The sequence below is a fragment of the Catelliglobosispora koreensis DSM 44566 genome (assembly GCF_000379685.1).
Taxonomy (GTDB): Bacteria; Actinomycetota; Actinomycetes; order Mycobacteriales; family Micromonosporaceae; genus Catelliglobosispora; species Catelliglobosispora koreensis.
Genome location: NZ_KB903250.1, coordinates 239,251 through 261,475, shown reverse-complemented (window position 1 = coordinate 261,475; position 22,225 = coordinate 239,251). Strand labels below are relative to the sequence as shown.

The 22,225-nt window shown below is 62.9% G+C and carries 21 protein-coding genes and 1 tRNA gene; 15 read left to right on the top strand and 7 right to left on the bottom strand.

Annotated elements, in window-relative coordinates:
* Positions 1 to 5 precede the first annotated feature (5 nt).
* The gene (locus A3E1_RS0108290) at positions 6 to 1,187 is read left to right on the top strand and encodes a hypothetical protein (RefSeq protein WP_026208223.1); all 1,182 of its coding nucleotides are present in this window, start codon (positions 6 to 8) and stop codon (positions 1,185 to 1,187) included.
* 19 nt (positions 1,188 to 1,206) lie between these two features.
* Here A3E1_RS0108290 and A3E1_RS0108285 read toward each other — a convergent pair whose 3' ends face one another.
* Both A3E1_RS0108285 and A3E1_RS0108280 read right to left on the bottom strand, forming a co-directional pair.
* Complete coding sequence (locus tag A3E1_RS0108285) at positions 1,207 to 3,534, bottom strand: CHAT domain-containing protein (RefSeq protein WP_020520289.1); 2,328 nt, start codon at positions 3,532 to 3,534, stop codon at positions 1,207 to 1,209.
* A complete protein-coding gene (locus tag A3E1_RS0108280) occupies positions 3,531 to 3,905 on the bottom strand; it encodes a hypothetical protein (protein ID WP_026208222.1) in 375 nt (124 codons plus the stop codon). Before A3E1_RS0108280 ends, A3E1_RS0108285 begins: the two co-directional genes overlap by 4 nt.
* Positions 3,906 to 4,561: 656 nt before the next feature.
* Between A3E1_RS0108280 and A3E1_RS0108275 the strand changes: the two genes are divergently transcribed.
* Positions 4,562 to 4,993, top strand: a complete 432-nt coding sequence (locus A3E1_RS0108275) for a hypothetical protein (protein ID WP_020520287.1) — start codon at positions 4,562 to 4,564, stop codon at positions 4,991 to 4,993.
* Positions 4,994 to 5,088: 95 nt separating this feature from the next.
* Positions 5,089 to 6,267, top strand: a complete 1,179-nt coding sequence (locus A3E1_RS0108270) for an SMI1/KNR4 family protein (protein WP_020520286.1) — start codon at positions 5,089 to 5,091, stop codon at positions 6,265 to 6,267.
* 738 nt (positions 6,268 to 7,005) lie between these two features.
* On the opposite strand, the gene A3E1_RS0108265 is transcribed toward A3E1_RS0108270, so the two are convergent.
* Positions 7,006 to 7,088: transfer RNA gene (locus A3E1_RS0108265), tRNA-Leu, on the bottom strand.
* An 80-nt stretch (positions 7,089 to 7,168) separates the two neighbouring features.
* Here A3E1_RS0108265 and A3E1_RS0108260 point away from each other — a divergent pair.
* The 4 genes from A3E1_RS0108260 to A3E1_RS0108245 all read left to right on the top strand — a co-directional run bounded on the left by A3E1_RS0108260 (position 7,169) and on the right by A3E1_RS0108245 (position 10,498).
* Positions 7,169 to 8,911, top strand: coding sequence for a glycosyltransferase family protein (locus A3E1_RS0108260; protein WP_020520285.1), 1,743 nt, complete (start codon positions 7,169 to 7,171; stop codon positions 8,909 to 8,911).
* 32 nt (positions 8,912 to 8,943) lie between these two features.
* On the top strand, positions 8,944 to 9,297 hold the full coding sequence (locus tag A3E1_RS0108255; protein WP_157631398.1) for a hypothetical protein: 354 nt from the start codon (positions 8,944 to 8,946) through the stop codon (positions 9,295 to 9,297).
* Between the two features lie 65 nt (positions 9,298 to 9,362).
* Complete coding sequence (locus tag A3E1_RS0108250; protein ID WP_020520283.1) at positions 9,363 to 10,157, top strand: Bax inhibitor-1/YccA family protein; 795 nt, start codon at positions 9,363 to 9,365, stop codon at positions 10,155 to 10,157.
* Positions 10,158 to 10,210: 53 nt separating this feature from the next.
* Entirely contained in the window at positions 10,211 to 10,498 is a 288-nt protein-coding gene (locus A3E1_RS0108245; RefSeq protein WP_026208221.1) for a hypothetical protein, read from the top strand.
* Here A3E1_RS0108245 and A3E1_RS0108240 read toward each other — a convergent pair.
* From A3E1_RS0108240 to A3E1_RS0108230, 3 genes are all read right to left on the bottom strand, one after another.
* On the bottom strand, positions 10,479 to 11,726 hold the full coding sequence (locus tag A3E1_RS0108240; RefSeq protein ID WP_020520281.1) for an acetyl-CoA C-acetyltransferase: 1,248 nt from the start codon (positions 11,724 to 11,726) through the stop codon (positions 10,479 to 10,481). The two genes, A3E1_RS0108245 and A3E1_RS0108240, sit on opposite strands and share 20 nt — an antisense overlap.
* Before the next feature lie 530 nt (positions 11,727 to 12,256).
* Complete coding sequence (locus tag A3E1_RS0108235; protein WP_020520280.1) at positions 12,257 to 13,039, bottom strand: SGNH/GDSL hydrolase family protein; 783 nt, start codon at positions 13,037 to 13,039, stop codon at positions 12,257 to 12,259.
* The gene (locus tag A3E1_RS0108230) at positions 13,036 to 14,073 is read right to left on the bottom strand and encodes an SGNH/GDSL hydrolase family protein (RefSeq protein WP_020520279.1); all 1,038 of its coding nucleotides are present in this window, start codon (positions 14,071 to 14,073) and stop codon (positions 13,036 to 13,038) included. The genes A3E1_RS0108235 and A3E1_RS0108230 overlap by 4 nt, the downstream gene beginning before the upstream one ends.
* 44 nt (positions 14,074 to 14,117) lie before the next feature.
* Between A3E1_RS0108230 and A3E1_RS0108225 the strand changes: the two genes are divergently transcribed.
* From A3E1_RS0108225 to A3E1_RS0108190, 8 genes are all read left to right on the top strand, one after another.
* Positions 14,118 to 14,477: a YkvA family protein gene (locus A3E1_RS0108225; RefSeq protein ID WP_020520278.1), complete on the top strand. Its 360-nt coding sequence runs from the start codon at positions 14,118 to 14,120 to the stop codon at positions 14,475 to 14,477.
* Between the two features lie 9 nt (positions 14,478 to 14,486).
* Complete coding sequence (locus A3E1_RS0108220) at positions 14,487 to 15,848, top strand: cystathionine beta-synthase (protein ID WP_020520277.1); 1,362 nt, start codon at positions 14,487 to 14,489, stop codon at positions 15,846 to 15,848.
* 556 nt (positions 15,849 to 16,404) lie between these two features.
* Positions 16,405 to 17,421, top strand: coding sequence for a hypothetical protein (locus A3E1_RS0108215; protein ID WP_157631397.1), 1,017 nt, complete (start codon positions 16,405 to 16,407; stop codon positions 17,419 to 17,421).
* Positions 17,418 to 17,966: a hypothetical protein gene (locus tag A3E1_RS0108210; protein WP_020520275.1), complete on the top strand. Its 549-nt coding sequence runs from the start codon at positions 17,418 to 17,420 to the stop codon at positions 17,964 to 17,966. The genes A3E1_RS0108215 and A3E1_RS0108210 overlap by 4 nt, the downstream gene beginning before the upstream one ends.
* Before the next feature lie 22 nt (positions 17,967 to 17,988).
* Complete coding sequence (locus A3E1_RS39480; protein WP_157631396.1) at positions 17,989 to 19,236, top strand: hypothetical protein; 1,248 nt, start codon at positions 17,989 to 17,991, stop codon at positions 19,234 to 19,236.
* A gap of 50 nt (positions 19,237 to 19,286) precedes the next feature.
* On the top strand, positions 19,287 to 20,744 hold the full coding sequence (locus A3E1_RS0108200; RefSeq protein ID WP_020520273.1) for a bifunctional glycosyltransferase/class I SAM-dependent methyltransferase: 1,458 nt from the start codon (positions 19,287 to 19,289) through the stop codon (positions 20,742 to 20,744).
* 13 nt (positions 20,745 to 20,757) lie between these two features.
* The gene (locus tag A3E1_RS0108195; RefSeq protein ID WP_020520272.1) at positions 20,758 to 21,132 is read left to right on the top strand and encodes an EamA family transporter; all 375 of its coding nucleotides are present in this window, start codon (positions 20,758 to 20,760) and stop codon (positions 21,130 to 21,132) included.
* Between the two features lie 31 nt (positions 21,133 to 21,163).
* Entirely contained in the window at positions 21,164 to 21,382 is a 219-nt protein-coding gene (locus tag A3E1_RS0108190; protein ID WP_020520271.1) for a hypothetical protein, read from the top strand.
* Here A3E1_RS0108190 and A3E1_RS0108185 read toward each other — a convergent pair.
* Positions 21,379 to 22,224 (bottom strand): SDR family oxidoreductase, encoded by an 846-nt coding sequence (locus tag A3E1_RS0108185; protein ID WP_020520270.1) that lies wholly within the window; start codon positions 22,222 to 22,224, stop codon positions 21,379 to 21,381. The two genes, A3E1_RS0108190 and A3E1_RS0108185, sit on opposite strands and share 4 nt — an antisense overlap.
* Position 22,225 lies beyond the last annotated feature (1 nt).

Genomic DNA, 22,225 nt, shown 5'->3' with positions numbered 1-22,225 from the left:
GATAGGTGATCACCGTGGTGAAACGCGAACGGCCAGCTCAAAGGCAAGCTGGCAGAGTCGCCTGGACCATCATGCTCCTGCTTGGGGATTTATCCCTACTCGACGGCCTTACAGAAAACTACGGAACCCAACCACCAGTAGGAGCCGCACTCGTCAACGTCTTCGGCGAAGTCGACACAACCCTCGCCACCCTGCTAGCCGCAAACTGGAGCAAACTCAATCAGCACCTAGAACCAGGCTGGATAAAGCGGCTCGCCTCCCGAATGGCTGACAGCGATGAGTTCAAGCAAGTTTGGGCCGGCCTCGCCACCGTCGCACACCTGAATCCTGAACTAGCCCAGCAACTACGAGACCAGATCCAAGCCGACCCATCACTACTCGAACAAGAACTCGTGCTCAGCTGGTACCTCAACGACAGCCCCAACGATCCGCAAAACCTGCAAACCTTGTTCGAAAGCCTGCGTAAACATCAGACCAACAACACACCGCCGACAATCCCACTCCTGGCGAAGTTCGCCACAACAGAGCAAATCGGCCAGTGGCTCAGCGAACAACGATCCAACCTGGACAGCCGATGGAACGAAATTCCGACCGAACACCTCATCAGCGGCTGGGGTGTGGTGCTGCTGGCGGAAACCATCCCAGACGACGCACAAGTCCGCGCGATGTACAACCGCCTGCGCGCCGACCTTTCGTCCGGTACTGCTCACCACTGGGGATGGCCTGTAACAATTGCGCTCACAGTCGCCGTCGCACCGCCCCAAGCCCTTCCCATCTGCTACCTACAGCTCACCGCACGGATGCAGACAGGAGACGCCGAATACTTTGGCCCGCAACTTCTTGCAGCAGTGGCCAAGCGACTGCGCCGGGATCCACAAGCGGTTGAAGCTTGGGCCGAAGCGATCGCCAATCCCAGCGACATCGGTGCAGCTGAGGCGATCCTCCCAGGGGCCGAGAAGTCGATCCTCGGTCTGGACGTCAAGACTGCAGAGCTCATCACACAATCGCTCCTTGCCTCGGTCCTCGCAGCCACAGCCCATATAGAACCTGGCCTCGCAGACAAGCTGCGCGCCACAGGCGCTGTGCTGGATTCGATCACTGCGGCACCTGTGTTATGGCAAGACGCCATCGAAACTAGTCGATCGGTGTGGCTTGAACAGGCCGACGTATTCGATACGACGGGATAGCCAACGACGGTAATCGCTACTACTTGGTGCCTACGCAGCAGTAGGAAGCCCATATCAATGGAAGCGCCAAGTTTGCTGAGGAGCCTGGCAGTCCCGGAGCTTGGAAGTTTGTGAAGTCGTGCTGACTCGCTCTCCACTCGCGGAGTGCGGCGAGTTGAGCTTCGCGAAGCGCCCATGCCACATCGGAGGCTTCCCGAAGCCGCATGGCCAGAGCGAGGTCAAACCTTGTCGTGAAGCGGGTATCCCAGATGCTCCAGTTTGTTGCGATGATCTGCCGGCTTCCTCGCCAGAGCAGTGCCGCCGCGAGGCCAAGCCACTCACCGGCTGCACCTCCTGCCGCTCCGGATGAGGAACACGCACTAATGATACTTCGTGGCGGGAAGTTGAATGAACCCCCGTCAGGGCCGAAAAGGTCTGCGGCTGATAACGTTTCGCCGTTGGAAAGCACGAGGCCGTCTTCGTAGTCGCCGCCCAGCCCGTCACGCCCGGGCGATATCGCGTGCCCGGAGTAGTAGAAGATGCCGGCCTCGCCCGCGTTGGTTTCGAGTGCGGCAATAAGGTTTTCACGGCTGGCCGGTTTTCGGCCTTCTGTTGGGCTGCCCAGCACGACCCTAGCGCCGTCGGGAGCTGTACGGCTGTTCTTAAGATCGCCGCGCGGATCGACGCACGCCACGATGATTTCGTGCGGCCCCGCGCTTTGGCTGTAGGCATTGGAGATCTGCTCAAGGATGACAGCCGGTGGTGCTACCCGCAGGACCGCCGATTCGATTAGGCGTACGGCCTGGATGAACGGGTTCTCCCGCACACCAAGGAGGCAGATGGGCAAGATCGCATGGAGGTTCCCCGCTAGGACCAGGGATATGGGCTGTGCTTCCTCGGCTGCCAGGACTGCTGCCCGCAGGCGTGGCGGGATAAGTAACTCGCCGAGGTCGGCTGCCAGGAATTCCTCGGAGGCCACGTTTCGGCACCAGTCTCCCGTGATGCGGTCGGCGATCGACGTGTCATCGTTTTCGAAAATGGCTTTGCGGAGCAGTTCATGTAGCTCAGTACCAGGTTCGGCGGGGATCCGTCCGCATGACCAGACTCCGCGATGTAGGAGCGTCCAGTGAACCGCGCCCTGGAAGGCCCATACACCCCACCATGATGCTGACTCGCCACCTACGCGGTTGATCGCTGTCTCAAGCGAAAGCGGGGCGCCAACCCGGCCGGCGCGGTAGTGTTTCGCAACTCGTGATTCCCCGCCAACGGAGATAGGACGCAGTCCCAGCAGGCGGCCGGCCCATTGTCCGTCGCTGTTGGCCAAGTCATCTGGCAGCACTTGAAGTCTTGCGGACTCGATCAGCTCAGCGGCGAGTTCCGGGCTGTTCATAGCGACCGCCAGGTGCAGGGCAGTCTCGCGTGCCTTCTGGCCCGCGTAGGTAAGTGCATCGCGTACGTGAGACGACTTTGTCATGAGGAGGTGTTCATCATGGCGCGCAACGCCTTCAAGCGCCATTGCCAAGGCCGCAGCAGGCTCGCCATCTTGGTCGAGCAAAGCGGCGCCAACGGCTAACATGTCCCGCTCAAGATCAAGCCGTCCAGCTTCGCGAGCGCGCTCCAGAGCAGAAGACACGGCGTTGCCGGCCCATGAAGGCAGTTTCAGCTGATCCCTGTAGAGGTCATGTAAGCCAAATAGGACGGTGCATGCATCTTCGACTGTCCCGTGTTTCCACAGATCCCTAAAGGCAGTGTTGGCCGTGTCATGGATTTCCTGCAAGTGATCCTTGACGTTTGGGACGCTGTGAAGCGCCACGACCAAAGCTTGCGCGGCGACACCTCGTTGCCTGCCTGGTGGCGCTTTCTCCACTGCATGGCGCAAGGCATCAATTTCGGTCTGGCTGGCTGTCCCTGTGCGCTTCCGCCGAAGGTTCGCCATCAACCTGTCAGCGTGGTGAAGGTTGCCGCTACCCACGTCGTTGAGAATGTCGCTGGCGGCTTCTGCATACCGTTCCGCGAGTTCAGTTGAGAATCCGTTGAACGAAAGCGCTTCGGCGACTTGCAGAAGGAAGAGGCCGTATTCTTCACTGGCCCCTGCGCGCTTGTAGCGGCTGTCTGCCTCCGCGAAGGATTCAACGGCGCCGTCAAGGTCACCAAGTCGCAAATGGAGTTCTGCCTTCATCCCGAACGCCCGTGCGGTCATCGTGGACATTGTTTTGCCGCTCAGTTCGGCTTCTATCTGTCCAATCGCTACACGGACTGCGTCAACTGCGTCAGATAATGCCTGCCTGGTCGTGATGGGATCGTTTTCCAGCATCTCAGCGATCGAATTAAGCACCGAGAACGCGTTGTCGAGGCCATCCGCGGTCACTCCGAATTGCCCCCAGCCTCAGGCTGGTTTAACACATCCAGGATTTGTACCACGACAATGTCGACCGATTTTGAGGAATCGGCGACCACAATTTGCGTTCTGCCGGTCGTGCTCTGTACCTGAATCTCGTGCTGAACTGGGGGCCCGTCACCACCACCAGAACGCCGGAGCCAGGTCAGCAGCCGCCGCACAACCGTCGGCATCGTTTCCACCGCCACGACTATCGACACCAGGTTCGCCGCAAGTCCCACGACCGTAACAACGGCCTGAACCACCTCCCCTGCGGACCGGTTACTGCCCACTATTCCTGCGAGGTCCTCGGAAAACAGATCATCCGCGACCTCGGCAGGAACATCTAAATGAATCAACATAGTGCGAGAGTTTAAAGGCGCCGGAGACGGCACTCAACGCATCCACCCGAAAGCGGCCGATGGACCACGAACGCCGAGACGAGCGGCCGCTGCGGCGCGCTCGATAGTGGCCCGGACGGCGGACACACCAGCAAACGGCCAGCCGATTAAGCCAGAATCTGTCTGCCGCACGGCCGATATGGCCCCTGACCAGGGTGGATGTGGTCCGGATTGTGCCACATCTGGTCCACTTAAGTGCATGAATATGTTTCTGAACTGGGAAACGCGGTTCGTGAGACGTGCATCGATGCCGATCTGATGATCGGCCTCTGCCATTTTCGGCTTAGAACCGCGGGCTCGGGCGTGATGAGCTGGGCTTTTGTGATTCCGGGTTCGGCGGGTCGTGGTGTGGGTGACTTGAGGTGGCAGAATCCGAACCCGGTTGGATCCGATCCGCTCGACCACGCGGAGCCGCGCCTATTTGTTTGAGCAGTTGTGCGTGTTTTGTTTCAGTACGCGAGGACATCAATCCTGTGCGCGACGCCGCCCGGCGCAGCGGGCATCCAAATGCGCAGGTGGGTGGACTTTGCTTCTCCCTGGAGCCAAAAGGTCACCTACAATGACCTTGGCCACGGCTCCCTAGCACGAGCCGCACAAAACTGACCCGAGGTCGATCAATGTCTGAAGAGCCTGATCCACCCCTAACCCCAAATGGGCCCAACGACTCTGCGCGCCGGCTGTTCCAACCCACGTATGTACGCGGTGTCGCTTACCTGGCGATAGCGCTCGGAGTCTTCGCTGCTGGGATCTGGACAGGCTTCTCGTGGGGGCGTTCCACCGACTACTTCACGGGAACCATCACCGTTATCAACGGTGACGGCGACACGGCGTGTGTGAGTTCCCCTGACGGGGAGATCTGTGGTGCTGTCCATCCAGGAGTTGGGGCACTCGCCAGCCAGCTAACCGTGGGCCAAGCTGTCCTTGTCGAGATTGGCAAGATTAATACCACCTACGACCAGGGCGAGTACCAACTTAACGTCCTCATCCTCACCCCCTGCGCGCCAGCCGATACAACCAGCACAAGTCAGCTGCCCGCCTGCCGTTCGTAGGCGCACTTGGAAAAGGGCCATGAACTTCCAAGCGCATTGAGGATGCAAAAGCGGTTAGGAAGGCCGCGTAGTACTCGAGCAGCAGCGAGCGCAACTTGTTGAAAGCGCTGGTGCATCGCCCAGATGACACCATCGAGCGCCAGAGCCTTACCGGAGATCCCATGCCCACTCAAGCCATCGAGCAGCTCTTGAGGGTGACTGGCAACCCGCCAAATGCGACCCGGGCGGCTGTGGACTGGGCCACGGTCGAAGATGGCTTGGGGATCAGTCTTCCCTTCGACTACAAAACCTTTGTCGACCAGGCGCCAGCAGGGACGTTCGGCAACGAGCTCCTGCCCACCTATCCGGGGCTGCTCGGCTACCCAGCTAACGACTTCCTGGCCCCCAAGGCGCACATCCTGGACACCTTCATGAGGTGGCGTGAAAGCGGGGACGGTAACTTCCCTTTTTCGCTGTATCCCGAGCCGGAAGGCGTGCTGTTGTGGGCCAGCGGCAACAGCTTCTGCTACTGGTGGCTCACCGGATCCAATGATCCAAACGACTGGCCTGTTGTCACATCAAACCGCTCTTTCACCCAGTGGCAAACCCACAAGCATGGCATGGCACAGTTCGTCTTGGATGAGCTTGATGCCGGACGGCTGCCCCACTTCAAACCGTATCCCGCCGCAAGGCCGCGAGTCTTTGAGCCAGCGAAGGCAAATGAGAAAGCGACCGAAGGCTTGCCCCTGCCGCAAGACCACAGTGCAGCGCTGATCGTCGCCATCGGCCCACCGTCCACATGGAAAACGCATAACAACTGGCCAGCGATTGAAACGCGGCTGGGAACCGCTCTACCGAACGACTACAAGACCTTCATCGACGCCTGCGGCACCGGAACCGTCTGCGATATCACCATCTTCGGCCCCGATATGTGCGAAAGCCGCGACATCGCATTCCGCCAGGGCGACCAGGCTGCCGCCGCCGATGATGTTGGCCTCGCGCAGTACATGAGCTTCCACCCACGCAAGCGCGGGCTGCTGTGCTGGGGCCGCAGAGCCGACGGCACCTACCTGAGCTGGAAAACCGCCAGAGACAACCCCGAACAATGGACGGTCGCCGCGTTCCTCCCGCACATGCGATCCCATCAATTCTTCGAAGACATGTCGTTTAGCACATTCCTATTGCGCTACTCCGGTGTCACACCACCCACTGCCGTGATCGTCGGCGCCCCGTGGCTCACCAGCATCACCTTCGACCACCATCAGTGTCTACAGGAACAACCGCCCCAGGTTTAACCCCCGCCGAATGAGACTGGGTGACGGAGCAACGTCTTGCCGAATTGCTTCAAACCTTTATCGGCATGGGTGACAGCGACTCTCGCGGCAAGAAGCAGACAAGATGGACTCGGCCAATACAACAGATATGAGGCGTGCCAAGCCAGCAAGTTAGGTGGCTGCTAATGACTGGGGTTCCTCTCGGGGCCGTTGCGCTATCAGGGATTGAGGTGGCGTCCAGCCTCAGCAGCACGGCGACCTTCTTGTAGAGGGCAAGGCGATCATCGCCAGCCCCGTACTGCTCGCCGCTGCGGTCCAGGATGAGTTTTAGCAGGCTCTCGGTGAGTTCCTTGCACGACCCGATCGCCTGCCGGGTCGTCGGTCATGGTGGCACGGATGCGGTTGAGGTGTGCTGCAAGACCTCGGGATCGGTGAGGACACCGGTGCGCGACCGCAGCCCAGGTTCGGGCGTGTTGCCGTGGAACGCGCCGCGGCGACGGCCCTCGAAGATCGGGCACGGCCGAAACTCCCGAAGGGAAGGACCGTCACCGTGGCCACTGCTTGTACCCCGCTTGCGGTGTGGTGTCCGGGTGGACCAAACAGATGATAGGCAGATCAGCCGAAAGACGATCGGTGAGGCACAAACCCGCACGCCTGTGACCAGCAGAAACGTTGTTCCAACCGCATGCCAGGTGTCGGCAAGATCGCACAAATTGCCAGCTGAGCTGGCAATAGTGACTGATAGGAATGTCCGTTTTGTGCCCGGGGCGGGACTCGAACCCGCACGCTCTTTCGAGCAGTCGATTTTAAGTCGACGGTGTCTGCCATTCCACCACCCGGACCGCGATGGCATGACACACGGTAACCGGTCGGCATGGTTCCGCTCCAGCACCATACGGGTGGATCCATTAAGGTCATGCGGATGACGTGGCGGATCGGCAGGCCTGCTGACTGGGGCGCTTGCCTCGCCTATCTGCTGCTCGCGCTCTGGGTCGCGGGTGGGTTGCTGCGGGATCCGCAGGGACTCGAGCTGTCACAGAACGCGAGCGACCAGACGCTGGTTGAGTGGTTCCTCGCCTACGGCAGCCGGTTCTGGGATGGAGATCACAGCCTGCTTACCGACCGGATGAACGCGCCGGACGGGATCAACTTGCTCACCAATGCGGCGACGACGGGGCTGGGCGTGCTGTTCGGCGCCGTCACCATGCTGTTCGGGGCGCCGGTGACCTTCGCCGTGCTCATGGTGCTCAACCTGGCTGCGACGGCCTTCGCCTGGTACCTCCTGTTCCACAGGGTTTTGCACGCGTCCCCGATCGCGGCGGGCCTGGGCGGCGGGTTTTGCGGCTTCGCGCCAGGGATGGTGTCGCAGGCCAACTCGCACCTGCACATGACGGCGCAGTGGCTGGTTCCGGCCATGATCTGGTGCGTCGTGGCGCTCTTCCGGGCCTGTGGTGAGGAAGGAGCACGGGTCAGCCGGATCTTGCGCCCGGCCGTGGCGTTTGGACTGCTCGTCGTCGCGCAGGTGTTCATCGGCGAGGAAGTGCTGTTCCTGACGGCCGCGTCGCTCGCCGTCTTCACGATCATCTACGCGCTGGCGGCCCGCCCGCCGTGGCATCAGGTCTGGCGTTTCGCGGCCGGGATCGCCATCGCGGTCGGGATCGCGGTGCCGCTGCTGACCTATCCGCTTTGGCTTCAGTTCGCGGGGCCGCAGTCTGTCCCGAATGGAGTGTTCAACCCGGACTACTTTTCGGCTGACCTAGCCAGTTTTCCCGCCTATTCGCCGCTTTCGTTAGCGGGCGACGTGAGCAACGCCAGCTTGAGCACGGGGCCCGCCGAGTACAACACCTTCTACGGCGCCCCGCTGATCTTGCTGGTGCTCTGGCTGGTCTTCTGGCTGCGCCGCTCACCGGTCGCGTGGGCGAGTGTGATCACCGCGCTGGCCATGTCCGCACTTTCCCTTGGCGCGAAGCTTGTCGTGGACCGGGAACGCACGGAGGTCGAGCTGCCCTACGGCTGGCTCAAAGACATTCCCGTGATCGACGGGGCGCTGCCGATGCGGTTCGCCCTGGCGGCGATCCCGCTCATCGCTCTGCTGATCGTCCTGGGCTGGGACAAGGCGATGGAAGAAGTGGGACCAGCGCACTGGGTGCTGCCGCTGGCCATCGGTGTGGCGCTCGTGCCGCTCGCCCCGACTTCTCTTCCCGTCCGGGAACGGGCACCGGTGCCTGTGTTCTATGCCGAAGGGCACTGGAAAAGGTGCGCGGAAACCGGCGACGTCATCGTTCCGGTGCCGATCGCGACGCCGTCTCTGCCTGGCCCCATGCGTTACGCGACGGCCAGCCGGGCGGCCTTCGGGATGCCGGAAGGCTTCTTCATCGGCCCCTACGGCAGGGACGGCCGGGCAACGGTTGGCACGTGGAAGCGGCCCACCTCGCACCTGCTCGACGAGGTGGCGAAATCAGGGGTGCCCGCGCCGGTGGGGGATAAGGAACGCATCCAAGCCGGGATGGACTTCGCGGCCTGGAAAGCGAGGTGTGTGGTGCTCACCAGCCATCCACATCGGACCGCCCTGCAGACCGTGCTCGAAGACATGCTCGGCCCGGGTGAGCAAATCGCTGACGCCCTGGTTTGGAAGATTGGCGAACCCAGGACATCGCAAGGCTGACTGGGTAACACTTATCAGCTATGACCTACCACGTGAGCAGCCGGAACGTTATCGAGCTGATCGACCGTGCGGCGACGGCCGCCGCGGTTGCCCCCGTTAAGGGGCCGTGGCGAGATCCGGAGATTCGCCGGACCTTCGATGGTGACGATCCGGACCGCATCACGGGCGCTCTCGGCTGGGTGCTCGCCGAAGCGGGACTCAAGGACCGCAAGGCGGTGGCCAGCTTGCCTGAGCTGCCGTACAACCTGTGGCCAGCCATCGAGGTCGACGGAGCGCGCCTGTTCGAGCCCGATTTGTTCGTGTTCCGAGCACTGGCCGCGGCTTGCCGCAACGAGCCTGAAGCCGCGCCGGATCAGGCCCGGGCCGCAGCCTGGCCGGGTGCGTGACCCCACTGCGTTGACACGGGCAGCTACCCTAGTGCCGGGTATCTGTCTACGCAGGAGGCGTAAGAGTGAAAAGCACCAACCCCGTGCTGGGCCGAATAGGCAAGGCAGCGCAGCAACCGCAGTACTCAGTACCCGGTCAGGGCGCTGAATACGGCTACACCTACCAGGGCTCGCCAGTCCAGACGGGCACTCAGGACGTCATGACCATCGACGATGTCGTGGTCAAGACGGTCAGCCTGATCGGCGTGACGACCCTGCTCGCCGCTATCACCTGGGCAGTTGTCCCGGTGACGGCGCTCTACCCGACCTTCATCGCCGCGATGCTTGTCGGTCTCGTGATCGGTCTGATCATCTCGTTCGCTCAGGTGACGAACCCGATCGTCCTGTTCGCCTATGCCATCGTCGAAGGCATCTTCCTCGGTGCGGTGAGCAAGGCGTTTGAGACGCTCTATGACGGGATCGTTGTTCAGGCTGTCATCGCGACCCTGAGCGTCTTCCTCATCATGGCTGGCCTCTACAAGGCGAAGGTCATCCGGGCGACCCCGATGTTCATGAAGGTCGTCATTGGAGCGGCCGCCGGCCTCGCCGTCGTCATGCTGATCAACTTCGTCATCTCCCTCGCGACCGGCGAACCGACCGCATTGCGTGACGGCAGCCCGATCGCCATCGGCTTCAGCCTTATCTGCATCGTGGTCGCGGCTCTGATGTTCGTCGTGAACTTCAAGCAGATCGAGGACGGCATCGCCGCTGGCCTGCCCCGCAAATACGGCTGGCTCGGCGCTTTCGGCATCCTGGTCGAATTGATCTGGATGTACCTCGAGTTCCTGCGTCTGCTCAGCTACTTCATGGGCGACGACTAAGCATGAATAAAGATCGCCGTTCCTGGGTAACCCCGCGGGACGGCGATCTTTTTATGTATGAGGTGCATATGGAAGAGTTGCGGCAAGTCACCCAGTTGGTCGTCAACCAGGTGTCACATTGGACTCCGGCCCGGTGGGGGAGCCGGGGCGATACCCTGCACCAAGTGCTGCAGCGTATCGCCGGTCCAGAACACGTCGTGCCGCGACTTTCCGATGTGGCTCTTGCGGATCAGCTTCGCGTTCTCGTCGCCGATCTGATGGAGAGCACCCCCGATCAGGCCCGGCTCAGTGAAGCCATCGAAGCCTTGCGCGAGTTGCGGGCTAGCTTAACCGCTCAATGATCATGGCCATGCCCTGGCCGCCACCAACGCACATGGTTTCCAGGCCGATGCTCTTGTTGTGCCACTGCAGCGAGTTGATGAGCGTGCCCGTGATGCGTGCGCCCGTCATGCCAAACGGGTGACCGACCGCGATCGCGCCGCCGTTGACGTTCAGCTTCTCGATCGGAATGCCCAGCTGCTGGTAAGACGGAATCACCTGCGCGGCAAAGGCTTCATTGATCTCAGCCAAGTCGATGTCAGCGATCGTCATGCCTGCGCGCTTGAGCGCCTCCTGCGTCGCGCCGACCGGGCCAATGCCCATGATCTCAGGGCTCATTGCCGTCACACCGGTGGAAATGATGCGCGCCAACGGTGTCAGGCCAAGCTCGCGTGCCTTGGTGTCGCTCATGATGACCACTGCGGCGGCACCATCGTTGAGCGGGCAGCAGTTTCCGGCGGTGATGCGCCCATCCGGCCGGAACACGGGCTTGAGTCCAGCGGTCGCTTCCAGCGTCACGCCCGCACGGGGACCGTCGTCTTTGGACACGACTGTCCCGTTCGGCAACGTGACCGGAGTGATCTCGCGAGCCCAGAAGCCATCCGCGATCGCCTTTTCAGCAAGGTTCTGTGAGCGGACCCCAAACTCGTCCATCTCCTCCTTGCTCACGTTGGCGATCTGAGCGAGATTCTCGGCGGTCTGCCCCATGGTGATGTAGATATCGGGCAGTTCGCTTGCTTCCCGTGGGTCTGTCCACGTTGGAGTTTTCTCCCCGGCCCGCTCAGCGGTCCGTCCCCCGGCGGCTTTGAACCGCGGGTTCTTCCAGCTTCCCCCAACGATCGCGGCGGCATCCGCTGGGAGCACGTCAGAGTTGCCGCGCGCGTAACGTGACACCATCTCTACACCGGCGCTGATGAACACGTCGCCTTCACCGGCTTTGATCGCGTGGAACGCCATCCGGGTCGTCTGCAGGCTGCTTGCGCAATACCGCGTCAGCGTCGCACCGGGCAGATTGTCCAGCCCCAGCAGCGTCGCCACGACCCGCCCCATGTTGAACCCTTGCTCGCCTCCGGGAAGCCCACAACCGAGGTACAAATCATCGATCGTGTTCGGGTCGAGCTGTGGCACCTTGTCCAGGGCCGCTTGCACGATGGTGGCGGCCAGGTCATCGGCACGCAGATCGACCAGCGACCCCTTGCCAGCCCGGCCGATCGGCGACCGGGCGGTCGCGACGATCACAGCTTCAGTCATGCCTCTGACCTTACTCGCGAGTAAACAACGGCCCAAGCCGCAGAATCTCACACCCTGTGCCGCCTGCCGCGCTGCTTCGGCGCCGCACGATGGGCGCGCCATAAACCCGATTTCCGATGTCCGCCGTGGTCCAGACCGTCCCTCCCGCGAGGCCCTCCCTGTCCGCGCTTCCCAAGCTCCCCCCCCCGGGCCCGCGCCGCAGCCGCCTCGCCAAAGGCGCATCGAAAGAGCCACCGGATGATCCACATCCACAAAGCAGATCCACATCCGGTGAGACGTGATCAACAGGGCATGGGATCACGTCTCACCGGATGTGGATCTCAGTTAGGGATGTGGATCAGGGAAATGGCGCGGTCGAGCCGTGCCCCGGATGGGGGAGACCGCGATCGGCGATCGCCTCAGACGGTTGCGCCTCGGGTTGGCCGGAAGGTGATCACTGAGCGAGATCCATAGCCGGAAAAGGGTGATCAAACCGCCTGTTGATCAACCTTATCGGGATGTGGATCAGCGCCGGAGATCAACAAGGGTGTTTAGGGCAGGCGGGGAGTGACGCCAGCGGCGTGGGCGACGGCGGGCAGCAAGGCGTACGCCCACACGCGGTAACCGTCAGCGGAGGGGTGGTAGCGATCGTGGCAGAGGGTGTTGGGGTCCGCCCGGAACACGGGTCCCGTCTCGGCGCCTAGGTCGACGACAGCTCCGCCTGCGGCGTGCACGGCGCGTACTTGAGCACGAGCCACCCGGCGCCCCAGCCAGCCCACGATCTGCCGCAGCGGCGGCGCGATCGCACGAGCCGCACCCAGGTCGGGGCAGGTGCCGACGACGACTTCCACTCCGGCGTCGCGAAGGCGGCGGACCGCCGCGCCCAGGTAGACAGCCGCATCGGTCGGCCGGCGTAGACCCGTGGCGTCGTTGGCGCCCACCAGGATCAGTGCCACGTCGGGGCGTTCGCCGAGCAGACAGCGCGCGACCTGCGTCGCTAGGTCGGAAGAACGCGAGCCCGCCACGCCCACGCTCGAAAGTAAGACCTGGCGTCCATCAGCGGACAACAGCTCCGCGAGCTGACCGCCAACCGTGTCGGTCAAGTGCTCAACGCCAACGCCCAACGCGGTTGAGTCGCCGAGCAGCACGAGCCGCAGGGCCGAAGCGTCAGCCGAGCCGATCCGGGCCCGCAAAGCCAAGCCCAGCGCGGGCTTGGCGTATTTGCGGTTGCGGGCGATGACGGCCTCTGTCGCGAGGATGGCAGCACCACCGGCCGTGCCAGCGATCAGGGTGATGGCCGCGGCCTTTCCGATTTTGCGGGCAAGTGAGGTCATGCGCGCTCCAGGCTATTGGCGTCCACAGCGGACGGTACTTCAGCTGGGCGAACCGCTTCCCAGACCCGGCGCCGCAATTGTGCCCAGCGCCCGGCTGGCCCGCGCTCACGGCCAGCTACCTGCACTCCGCTCACTTCGGTGCCGGCGTGCCTGACCGCCTCGGCAGCGGCCTGTGGCAGCGAACTTACCTTCTCTGGGGCGATTTGCGCAGTGGCGATCGGGCCCTTCATCGCGGCGACCATGGTCGGCAGGAGCACCGACGCCGCCAGTGCATAGCCTTCCGCCGATGGGTGGAACCGGTCGCGCGCGAACATGCGGTGGGGCTGAGCGGCGAAAGTTGGCCCAAGGAGGTTGCCCAACGAGACCGTACGCCCGCCCGCCTCGACTACGGCGACAGTTTGCGCGGCGGCCAGTTGGCGGCTCCATCCGCGCACGAGCCAGCGAAGCGGCGGCCTGATCGGCTGCACCGCTCCTAAGTCGGGACAGGTCCCCACCACGACGTGGCAGCCGGCGGTCCGCAAACGGCGCACGGAATCCGCTAGATGACGGACCGCTGCAGCCTGGCCCGCCCGGTGCGTGACGTCGTTGGCCCCGATCAGGATCATCGCCAGGTGCGGCGAGAACTCCAGCGCCTCGTCGACTTGATGCAGCATCCGTGCTGACGTGGCCCCGACAACGGCGAGGTTACGCAGCTCGACGGGGCGATCAAGGCGACGGCTCAGTCCGGTGGCGACAAGTGCGCCTGGTGTCTGGCGTCCGCGATGGACACCGAATCCGGCCGCGGATGAGTCGCCGAGCACGACCAAGCGCAGCACCGAAGCCTTGCGGGAGCCCCCGTAAACGCCGTCAGCGCGCGGTGGCGGGGCTTCAGCGATGGGAATGGTTCGCCGTGCGGCCTCTGCCTGGCCAAGAATGACGCCTGCCGCGGCGATGCCTGCCGCCGTTATCATTCCGCCGCCGTAAATGGCGATCCGGGTCCAATCAGCGATCCGGGGCCGTTCCCGGGCGGCCCCGGCCGAAGTACTCTCGGCCATGAAGGAAGGCTATCCAATCCTCATAGTGTGGCGGTGGACCCCCGATGGCACAGACACTGCGCCGCGCTGCGGCGCTTAAGGCGATCTGGAACGCGCTGACCAAGTCAGGCGGTCCGTCGCTGGGCAAACGCCTGGTGAGCATGCCTCGGATGTTCTGGTACTCGGTGACCGGCCGGTATGACGGTCTTGGAAGACTGGTTCTCATCACCGCGGCCACCGCCTATGTCGCGTCTCCGATCGATTTGTTTCCCGAAATCGTGCTTTTACTCCCCGGTCTGATTGATGATGCCGTGGTCGTCGCCTGGATCGCGGGCGCCATTCTTAGCGAAACGGAACGTTTCCTCCTTTGGGAACAGGGCCGGACAGTTAAGCCCGTGCGGGTTGTCGATGGAGAAGTCGCTTAGGCTTGACCTGTGCGTTATTACGAAAACGTCGTCGACTTGATCGGTAACACCCCGCTGGTCAAGCTCCGCAATGTCACTCAGGGCATTAGCGCCACCGTCCTTGCCAAGGTCGAATACCTGAACCCGGGCGGTTCGGTTAAAGACCGCATCGCCGTGAAGATGGTGGAAGCCGCGGAACGGGACGGGCTGCTCAAGCCCGGCGGCACCATCGTTGAGCCGACCAGTGGAAACACCGGTGTCGGGTTGGCGCTCGTGGCGCAACTCAAGGGGTACAAGTGTGTCTTCGTCTGTCCTGACAAGGTCAGCGAGGACAAGCAGAACGTGCTGCGCGCCTATGGCGCCGAAGTCGTCGTCTGCCCAACAGCGGTCGCTCCCGAGGACCCACGGTCCTACTACAACGTGTCCGACCGTCTCGCCAAAGAGATCCCGGGGGCGTGGAAGCCGAACCAATACTCCAACGTGAACAATCCTCTGTCGCACTATGAGCAGACCGGTCCGGAGCTGTGGGAGCAGACCGATGGCCGGATCACGCACTTCGTCGCGGGCGTCGGCACCGGGGGCACGATCTCTGGCATCGGGCGTTATCTGAAGGAACGCAACCCAGACATCAAAGTCATCGGCGCTGACCCGGAGGGTTCTGTCTACTCCGGCGGGACTGGCCGTCCCTATCTGGTCGAAGGCGTGGGCGAAGACTTCTGGCCCGAGACCTATGACCGCACTGTGTGCGACCAGATCATTGAAGTGACCGATAAGGACTCGTTCGCCATCACGCGCCGGCTGGCTCGTGAAGAGGGTTTGCTCGTCGGCGGTTCTTGTGGCATGGCGGTCGTCGCGGCACTCGAAGTCGCGCGTGAAGCGGGACCAGACGACGTTGTCGTCGTGCTCCTGCCCGATGGCGGCCGTGGCTATCTGTCGAAGCTCTTCAACGACGACTGGATGGCTCGTTACGGCTTCCTGGGCACGGGCGAGCAGGGCGGGACGGTCGCGGATGTCTTGGCGGCCAAGAAGCCTGGGCTGCCGCCGATGGTGCACGTGCACCCGACTGACACGGTCCGCGATGCCATTGACATCATGCGCGAATACGGCGTATCGCAATTGCCCGTCCTCAAGGCCGAACCGCCCGTGGTCACCGGTGAGATCGCCGGATCCATTGTGGAGAAGGACCTCATGGACGCGTTGTTCACCGGTGGTGCGCACTTGCACGATCCGGTCGACCGGCACATGGGCCCGGCGCTGCCGATGATCGGTGGCGGCCAGCCCGTGACCGAGGCGGTGGCGTTGCTGGAGAAGTCTGACGCCGCCATGGTGCTCGTCGACGGTAAGCCCGTCGGGGTCATCGGCCGGCAGGATCTCCTCAGCCACCTGGGCTAAAAGCGCACATCCTGTCCGATGTCCATCGAGCGTATGGGCGTTGATAGGAGTGTGAAGTCAGCAGAGATCATCGATCCGCTGTTATGGCGGGATGCTCAGCACATGCTTGGCAGGCACAGCGAACCTGACGAACAGAACAATTGCGCCTGGTGTGGGCAGGCTTGGCCTTGCCCGCCCAGGCGCCTTGCGGAGCGAGCGGCCGCCGTCTCCAGCAAGCCGTGGGTCCAGTCCTGGACCACTAGAAATGACCTGCGCTCACATCCTCGCTGGCAGGTCAACCTCCACAGATAGAGCTTGTCTCCCTCCGGTGTTGCCGTCGCGCCCCGCCGGCGCCGGCGATGCCATCACACCGCGCCAGAGCTATGTGCCAGCATGCCTCCGCTGGCCGTAGCGGTCCGGTTGCCTCCGGCCAGGCACCCGGTTCTTTCCCCTGGTGCGGTGCTACGGGCGAGGGTGTGCGACCGGTTCCCCGCAGTCCGGTCCGCCGCCCTCGCCCGAATCATTTTTAGGACATTAGAGGGTACTCAGTGAGCCGCCCGTGCCATCCTGAGCGGCAATGAAGCCTGCGTTAGTCATGCTGATCATGGCTGCCATGGCGCCGCCCGCACAGGTCGCGCCGGCCGCCCAGATCCAAGTGCGCACAACGGTTTTCGAGGCTGGCGCGCTGCCGGGAGCAACACAGCCGGCCAAAGTGGACTGTCAGCCGGGCGAGTTCGCCGTCGGCGGCGGATACACGTTGCGCGGCCCTGAATTGCGGGTGACCGCGAGCTATCCGGCTGGGCCGGCCTGGGTCGTTGAGATCGTCAACGCGGCGAAAACGCCTGCGGCGCTTAGCCTTTCGGTCGTGTGCCTGAGCGGTGCGCAGCCCACGACGGTCTCGTCCACGACGGGCCGGGTCACGTGCCCGTCCGGTGCGCTGGTGGCCGGCGGTGGCTATCAAACGCGGGGCCTGACCGCGGCCGGGTCAATGACGAATAGTTATCCGAGCTTGAATGAGGGCTGGGTCGCGGACGGTCCCGCGGTCGCCAAGGTTTTCGCCGTGTGTGTTCGCGGCACGGAAACCGTGCGGACGGTTACGGCGACGATGCGCGCACTGGCCGGATCGCCCACGTGTGCGCAGGAACCGGTGACGTCGGCGTTGTGCTTCTGGCCCAGATCGGGCTCACAGCAGCTTTCCTGTGCCAGTGGAGAGTTGCTGACGATGGGTGGCCAGCGGACCGTTAGCGGGACGATTCCGCCCTATGGTGTCTCTGCCGCCGACACCACGGGTCCAATGTGGACCTTCGCGATTAGTGGATCGGGGCGTGACGCTGAGCCACTGACCGTCGAGGTGAGCGCGGTCTGCCTGCGTTATGCGACCGAGCCACCGCCGGGACCACCGCGAAAGGTGGACCTGAGCTGGCCCGTCGTTGGCGGTGCGGCCCTGCTGCTATTGCTGCTCTTGGCTGCGCTCTTTGCCACGGTGCGGCATCTGCGGCGGCGCTCGCCTTCGGCTGCCGCGCCGCAACTCGACATCGTCCTGACGGGACAGCGCACGACTTTGCGCCACGATGCGTTCCGGGAAGTCCAATGACGACAGTGCGGGAATTGCTCTTTGGCGCCGCGGCTGACGAAGCCCGGGCCGTGACGGGTGTCGCGTCAGCTCTGCCGGTCCAGGAGGTGCCGCCGGAGACGGCAGCGCGTGCTGTGCTCGCCAGAGTCGCTGGGCTGCTTGAGTTTGAGGTCACTGACGTCCTCGTCCAGGCGTGGCGGGCGCGCTCCGCGCTCGCTGACGCTGCTCGCCTAACGCTGGCCGAACCAGGCACGGTCCGCCGGATCAACCTTGCCGTCTACGCGATCCCTTGGGAGTACGAGATGGAATTTGATCTGCGCTTGGCGGGGAAAGCTTTGACGACGGTTACCGTCTCCGTTGGCTTGGATCTGGAAGTCACCGCACTGACCGCCAGTGTCCAGCGCGGCCGGCTCGTCAGTGTCGACGGCGGGCAGTACAACGTCGCCGCGACGCTTGCCGTGCAAGGGATTCCGGTGCTGGCTAAGGAACGCGTCTTCGCGCTGGCCTACGAGATGAAGGTGGGCAGCGGCATCCCGCTCACGGACGGGGCTGCGGCGAGCGTCTGACCTGCGGCTAAGCTGGTTAACCGTGACATTTCGCCCAGGTCTGCGGTCGCTCGTGCTGTTACTGGCGCTGCTGGCGACAGTGGTGAAACTTATTCTGGCCGCAACGACTTTCGGCACGAATGACGTTCACTATTGGATCGCGTTTGCCGCTGGTGCCAAGGAATTCGGCCCGGTCGGGATGTATGTGAACCCTGAATACGGCAGTGCTCCATACAATCATGCGCCCCTGACCGGTCACATGCTGGTGTGGCTCAACTGGCTCGACAGCGTAACGGGTAAAGGCATCCCGTTCTTGATCAGGATGATTCCCTCTGTCGCCGACACGGTGACCGCGGTCGTCATTTTCGAGCTGGTCCGGCAGGAGCGGCCGGTCAAAGTGGCGGCGGTGTGCGCGATCCTTGCCGCGTGGGGGCCGGTGATGCTGATCGTCTCGGGTTTTCACGGCAACACTGATCCGCTGATGATGATGTTCGCATTGCTCGCCGTCTTGCTGGCGACCAAGGGATGGTTCGGCTGGTCCGGGGTATCGGCCGCGCTCGCGCTCAGCGTCAAACTCATCCCGGTCATCATCTTGCCCCTGCTGATCGTGGTCGCCATCCGGGCCGGGTGGAAGGCTGTCGCTAGGTTGGCGGCGGGTGGTGCACTCGTTTTCCTGGTGCTGTGGGTGCCTGTCCTTTGGGGACACGGCCAGCAGTTCATGGCTTCGGTCGTCGGTTACAAAGGCATCGGCGTGCGGGAGTGGGGTATCTACCAGTTCGCGCTGTGGGCAGAACTCGACGAAGGAGTGAAGACGGCGTTTGTCGACCACGGCCGGTTCGTGGTGCTGGCATTGGCGGCATTCGCCTCCGCGTGGTTTGTTTGGCGCAGGCCCGGAGCCGTCGTTCCCGCGACCGGCCTGGCCTTCGCTGGCTTCCTGCTGTTTAGTTCAGCATTCAGCATGCAGTATCTGGTTTGGCCAGCGCTCGCTGTATACCTGGTTAGCCCGTGGCTCGGAGCGCTTTTCAACGTCGCCGCAGGAGCGTTCGCCATCTCTGTTTACAACAGCTGGAACGGCGATCTGCACCTATGGCAATGGAATGAGGGCCGGGCTCACATGTTCGAGCCACGGCATTTCGTGTTTATGGTGATCGCCTGGGTGACGTTGGCGATGCTGGTGACGAGCGGTGTCGCCGGCCAGTTCCGGACACGATCGGGTGGTGTACAGCCCGGCGGCAAGGCAAACGCCGGCACGGCGGCGCCTTCAGGTCACATGATTGGCGTCTCGAGCTAGGTACGATAACCCGCATACCGTGACCTGGGGAATTGTCATGGAGCACCAGAATGTCGCCAGCACCGCGGATCGGGATCATGGTAGTCGCCTATAACGCGACTTCTACATTGGAGAAAACCCTCGACCGCATTCCCGCGAGCTTCCGTGATCAGATAGCGGAAGTGATCGTTCTCGATGATGCGAGCAATGACGACACGGTCGGTTATGGACAGTCCTGGGCCAGGCGTGGCGATACGCCAAAGACTTTGGTCATCCGGCATACGAAGAACCTTGGCTACGGCGGCAATCAGAAGGCCGGTTATCAGCTAGCGATCGAACGTGGGCTCGACATCGTGGTGCTGCTTCACGGCGATGGCCAGTATGCCCCGGAAATGCTGCCCGAGATGGTTGCCCCGTTGGTCCGGGGAGAATGTGACGCGGTTTTCGGATCCCGGATGATGACGAAGGGCGCTGCCCGCAGGGGCGGGATGCCGCTCTACAAGCGTTTGGGCAACCGGATTCTGACGACGTTCGAGAACTGGATGCTTGGCACGAGCTTGACCGAATTCCATTCTGGATACCGCGCCTATAGCGTCCAGGCGCTCAAGGACATTCCGTTTCCGCACAACACCAACGACTTCGACTTCGATACGCAGATCATCATTCAACTGGTGCACGCAGGCAAGCGGATTGTCGAGATCCCCATCCCGACCTATTACGGTGACGAGATTTGTTATGTCAACGGAATGCGTTATGCCAGAGACATCTTTCTGGACGTGTTCGCGTACAAGATGGCGGCCAAAGGGTTTGGCACCGCACAGTGGATCGATTCGCCGGACGAGTATCACTTCAAAGACGGCGATGGAACGTCGCACGCGGTCATTCTCGAGATGATGAGCAAACTCCCCTCCGGCCTGAAGGTCCTCGACATCGGTTGCTCTGGCGGGCGCTTGGCTGACTTCATCCGCAAGAGTGGGCACCACGTCACAGGCATGGATTTCGTGGAGATTCCGGGTGTCCGCGAGCGCACGGACAATTTTGTCAAAGCCGACCTTGTCAACGGCATCCCACCGGAGGTCGGCAGCGGGTTCGATGTGATCATCGCGGGCGATGTGATCGAGCACCTTCCCCGGCCGGGCCAAACGTTGCGTGAGATCGAACAGCTGCTATCGCGGGGCGGCCAGGTCATTTTGTCCGTGCCCAACTTCGGGCACTGGTATCCACGCACGCGGGTCCTGTTTGGTGCCTTCGGTTACGACCGGCGCGGCATCCTTGACGACACGCACCTTCGCTTCTTCACCCGGCGAACGTTGCGCCGGCTGGTGATCAGGGCTGGTTTCGACATCCTGGAGCAGCGGCCGACCGGGCTTCCACTAGGCGTGGTTTCGCCCGGTGACGGCTGGAAGATTAGGACGATCCGCTGGCTCGACAGCCTGCTCGTGGGGCTGCGTCCCACGCTTTTCGGCTATCAGTTCGTCATGCGGCTCACGCCGCACTCGGAGGAGGCCCTCGTTGTCGAGGGCGAGTGAAGGGCGGGCGCGCGTGACCGCGTCGAGTCTCATATTGTTACTGACCGCGGTGTCTCTGGCGGCGACCGGCCAGGTGCTGCTTAAGCACGGCATGCGCTTGGCAGCCGAGAGCGCTCAGCAAGCCCAAGGCTCACTCGTGCTCAAGGCGGCGACGTCGCCATGGGTGTTGCTCGGGCTAACAGTTTTCGCCGTTTCAGCCGTTTCCTGGCTGGCCACGCTGAGCCGGCTGCCGCTGAGCATCGCCTATCCCTTCAACGCCTTGGGCTTCCTTGGCATCTTGACGGCGAGCGCGCTGATCCTCCATGAGCGCACCAACATCTGGACCTGGATCGGCACCGTGTTAGTCGCTGGCGGACTGGTGCTAGTCGTGCTCACTAGGCCGCGATAAAGCGCGAGACAGCCTCGATAAGCTGACGGTTGTGCCAGCTCCTCATGGATTTGACTACGTCACGCGCGCGGACGGTTCCGTGGTGATCACTCACCACGGCCGCAGCGCGACTGTCCTACGTGGACAGCGGGCCGCGACCTTCATCGCCGAAGCCGAAGCTGGCGATCCGCAAGAGGTCATGGCCCGCTGGACCGGAAACTACCGTCGTGGCAACGAAAGAACGGCCCGCAATCATCCGCGTAATCGTTAGAGCACGGCTGAAAGTGCCGCTGCCAACGTCGTTGTCGGGCGCCCGATGAGGCGCGACAGATCGCCGCTCGCGGTTGTCAGTTCGCCGCGGGCGATCCCCGAGTCGGCGTCAGCGAGGATGTGCGCGTACTGCTCCGGCAGCCCGAAACCCTTTAGCGCGGCAGCATACTCAGCCTCGGGAAGGTCTTGATAGGACACTGGCTTTCCGGTCTGTCGCGCGACCTCGGCGGCTAGTTCGGCGAGGGTGAACGGAGTGTCGCCCCCGAGTTCATAGGCGCGGCTCGTCAAATCCTGGCTCGTCAACACCGCCACTGCCGCGGCGGCAAGGTCGGAACGAGCGGCCGCCGCGACGCGTCCCTCACCCGCGCTGCCGAGAATGACCCCGTGCTCCAAGGCGGACGCGAGATTCGACGTGTAGTTCTCGAGGTACCAGCTGTTGCGCAGAAACACATGGGGCAGCCCAGAGTCGCGAATGAAACCTTCCGTCGCCTGGTGGTCCGCCGCGAGCGCGATCGTGGTCGTCTCCGCGTTCAGGATGCCGGTGTAGATGATCTGGCTCACGCCAGCGGCCGCTGCGGCATCGACAACGTTGCGGTGCTGTTGCTGACGCTCGTTGGTGTCACCTGAGGAAATGAAGAGCAGCTTCTGCGTACCAGCAAAGGCTTTTTTGAGGGTTTCGGGTTGGAAATAATCAGCTTCCCGGACGGCAACGCCGAGTGAACTGGCCTTTTGCGGGTTGCGCGCGACCGCGGCGATGCGGGCGGCGCTCACCCCCTGGCTGAGCAGCTCTTCGATCACGAGTCGGCCCAATTGTCCGGTTGCCCCGGTGACGGTGATGGTCATG

Excerpts from the sequence above, each read along its gene's own strand:
- A3E1_RS0108280 (WP_026208222.1), bottom strand. The coding sequence starts at position 3,905 with ATGTTGATTCATTTAGATGTTCCTGCCGAGGTCGCGGATGATCTGTTT.
- A3E1_RS0108275 (WP_020520287.1), top strand. The coding sequence starts at position 4,562 with ATGTCTGAAGAGCCTGATCCACCCCTAACCCCAAATGGGCCCAACGAC.
- A3E1_RS0108260 (WP_020520285.1), top strand. The coding sequence starts at position 7,169 with ATGACGTGGCGGATCGGCAGGCCTGCTGACTGGGGCGCTTGCCTCGCC.
- A3E1_RS0108245 (WP_026208221.1), top strand. The coding sequence starts at position 10,211 with ATGTATGAGGTGCATATGGAAGAGTTGCGGCAAGTCACCCAGTTGGTC.
- A3E1_RS0108240 (WP_020520281.1), bottom strand. The coding sequence starts at position 11,726 with ATGACTGAAGCTGTGATCGTCGCGACCGCCCGGTCGCCGATCGGCCGG.
- A3E1_RS0108235 (WP_020520280.1), bottom strand. The coding sequence starts at position 13,039 with ATGACCTCACTTGCCCGCAAAATCGGAAAGGCCGCGGCCATCACCCTG.
- A3E1_RS0108230 (WP_020520279.1), bottom strand. The coding sequence starts at position 14,073 with ATGGCCGAGAGTACTTCGGCCGGGGCCGCCCGGGAACGGCCCCGGATC.
- A3E1_RS0108225 (WP_020520278.1), top strand. The coding sequence starts at position 14,118 with ATGGCACAGACACTGCGCCGCGCTGCGGCGCTTAAGGCGATCTGGAAC.
- A3E1_RS0108215 (WP_157631397.1), top strand. The coding sequence starts at position 16,405 with ATGAAGCCTGCGTTAGTCATGCTGATCATGGCTGCCATGGCGCCGCCC.
- A3E1_RS0108210 (WP_020520275.1), top strand. The coding sequence starts at position 17,418 with ATGACGACAGTGCGGGAATTGCTCTTTGGCGCCGCGGCTGACGAAGCC.
- A3E1_RS0108200 (WP_020520273.1), top strand. The coding sequence starts at position 19,287 with ATGTCGCCAGCACCGCGGATCGGGATCATGGTAGTCGCCTATAACGCG.
- A3E1_RS0108185 (WP_020520270.1), bottom strand. The coding sequence starts at position 22,224 with ATGACCATCACCGTCACCGGGGCAACCGGACAATTGGGCCGACTCGTG.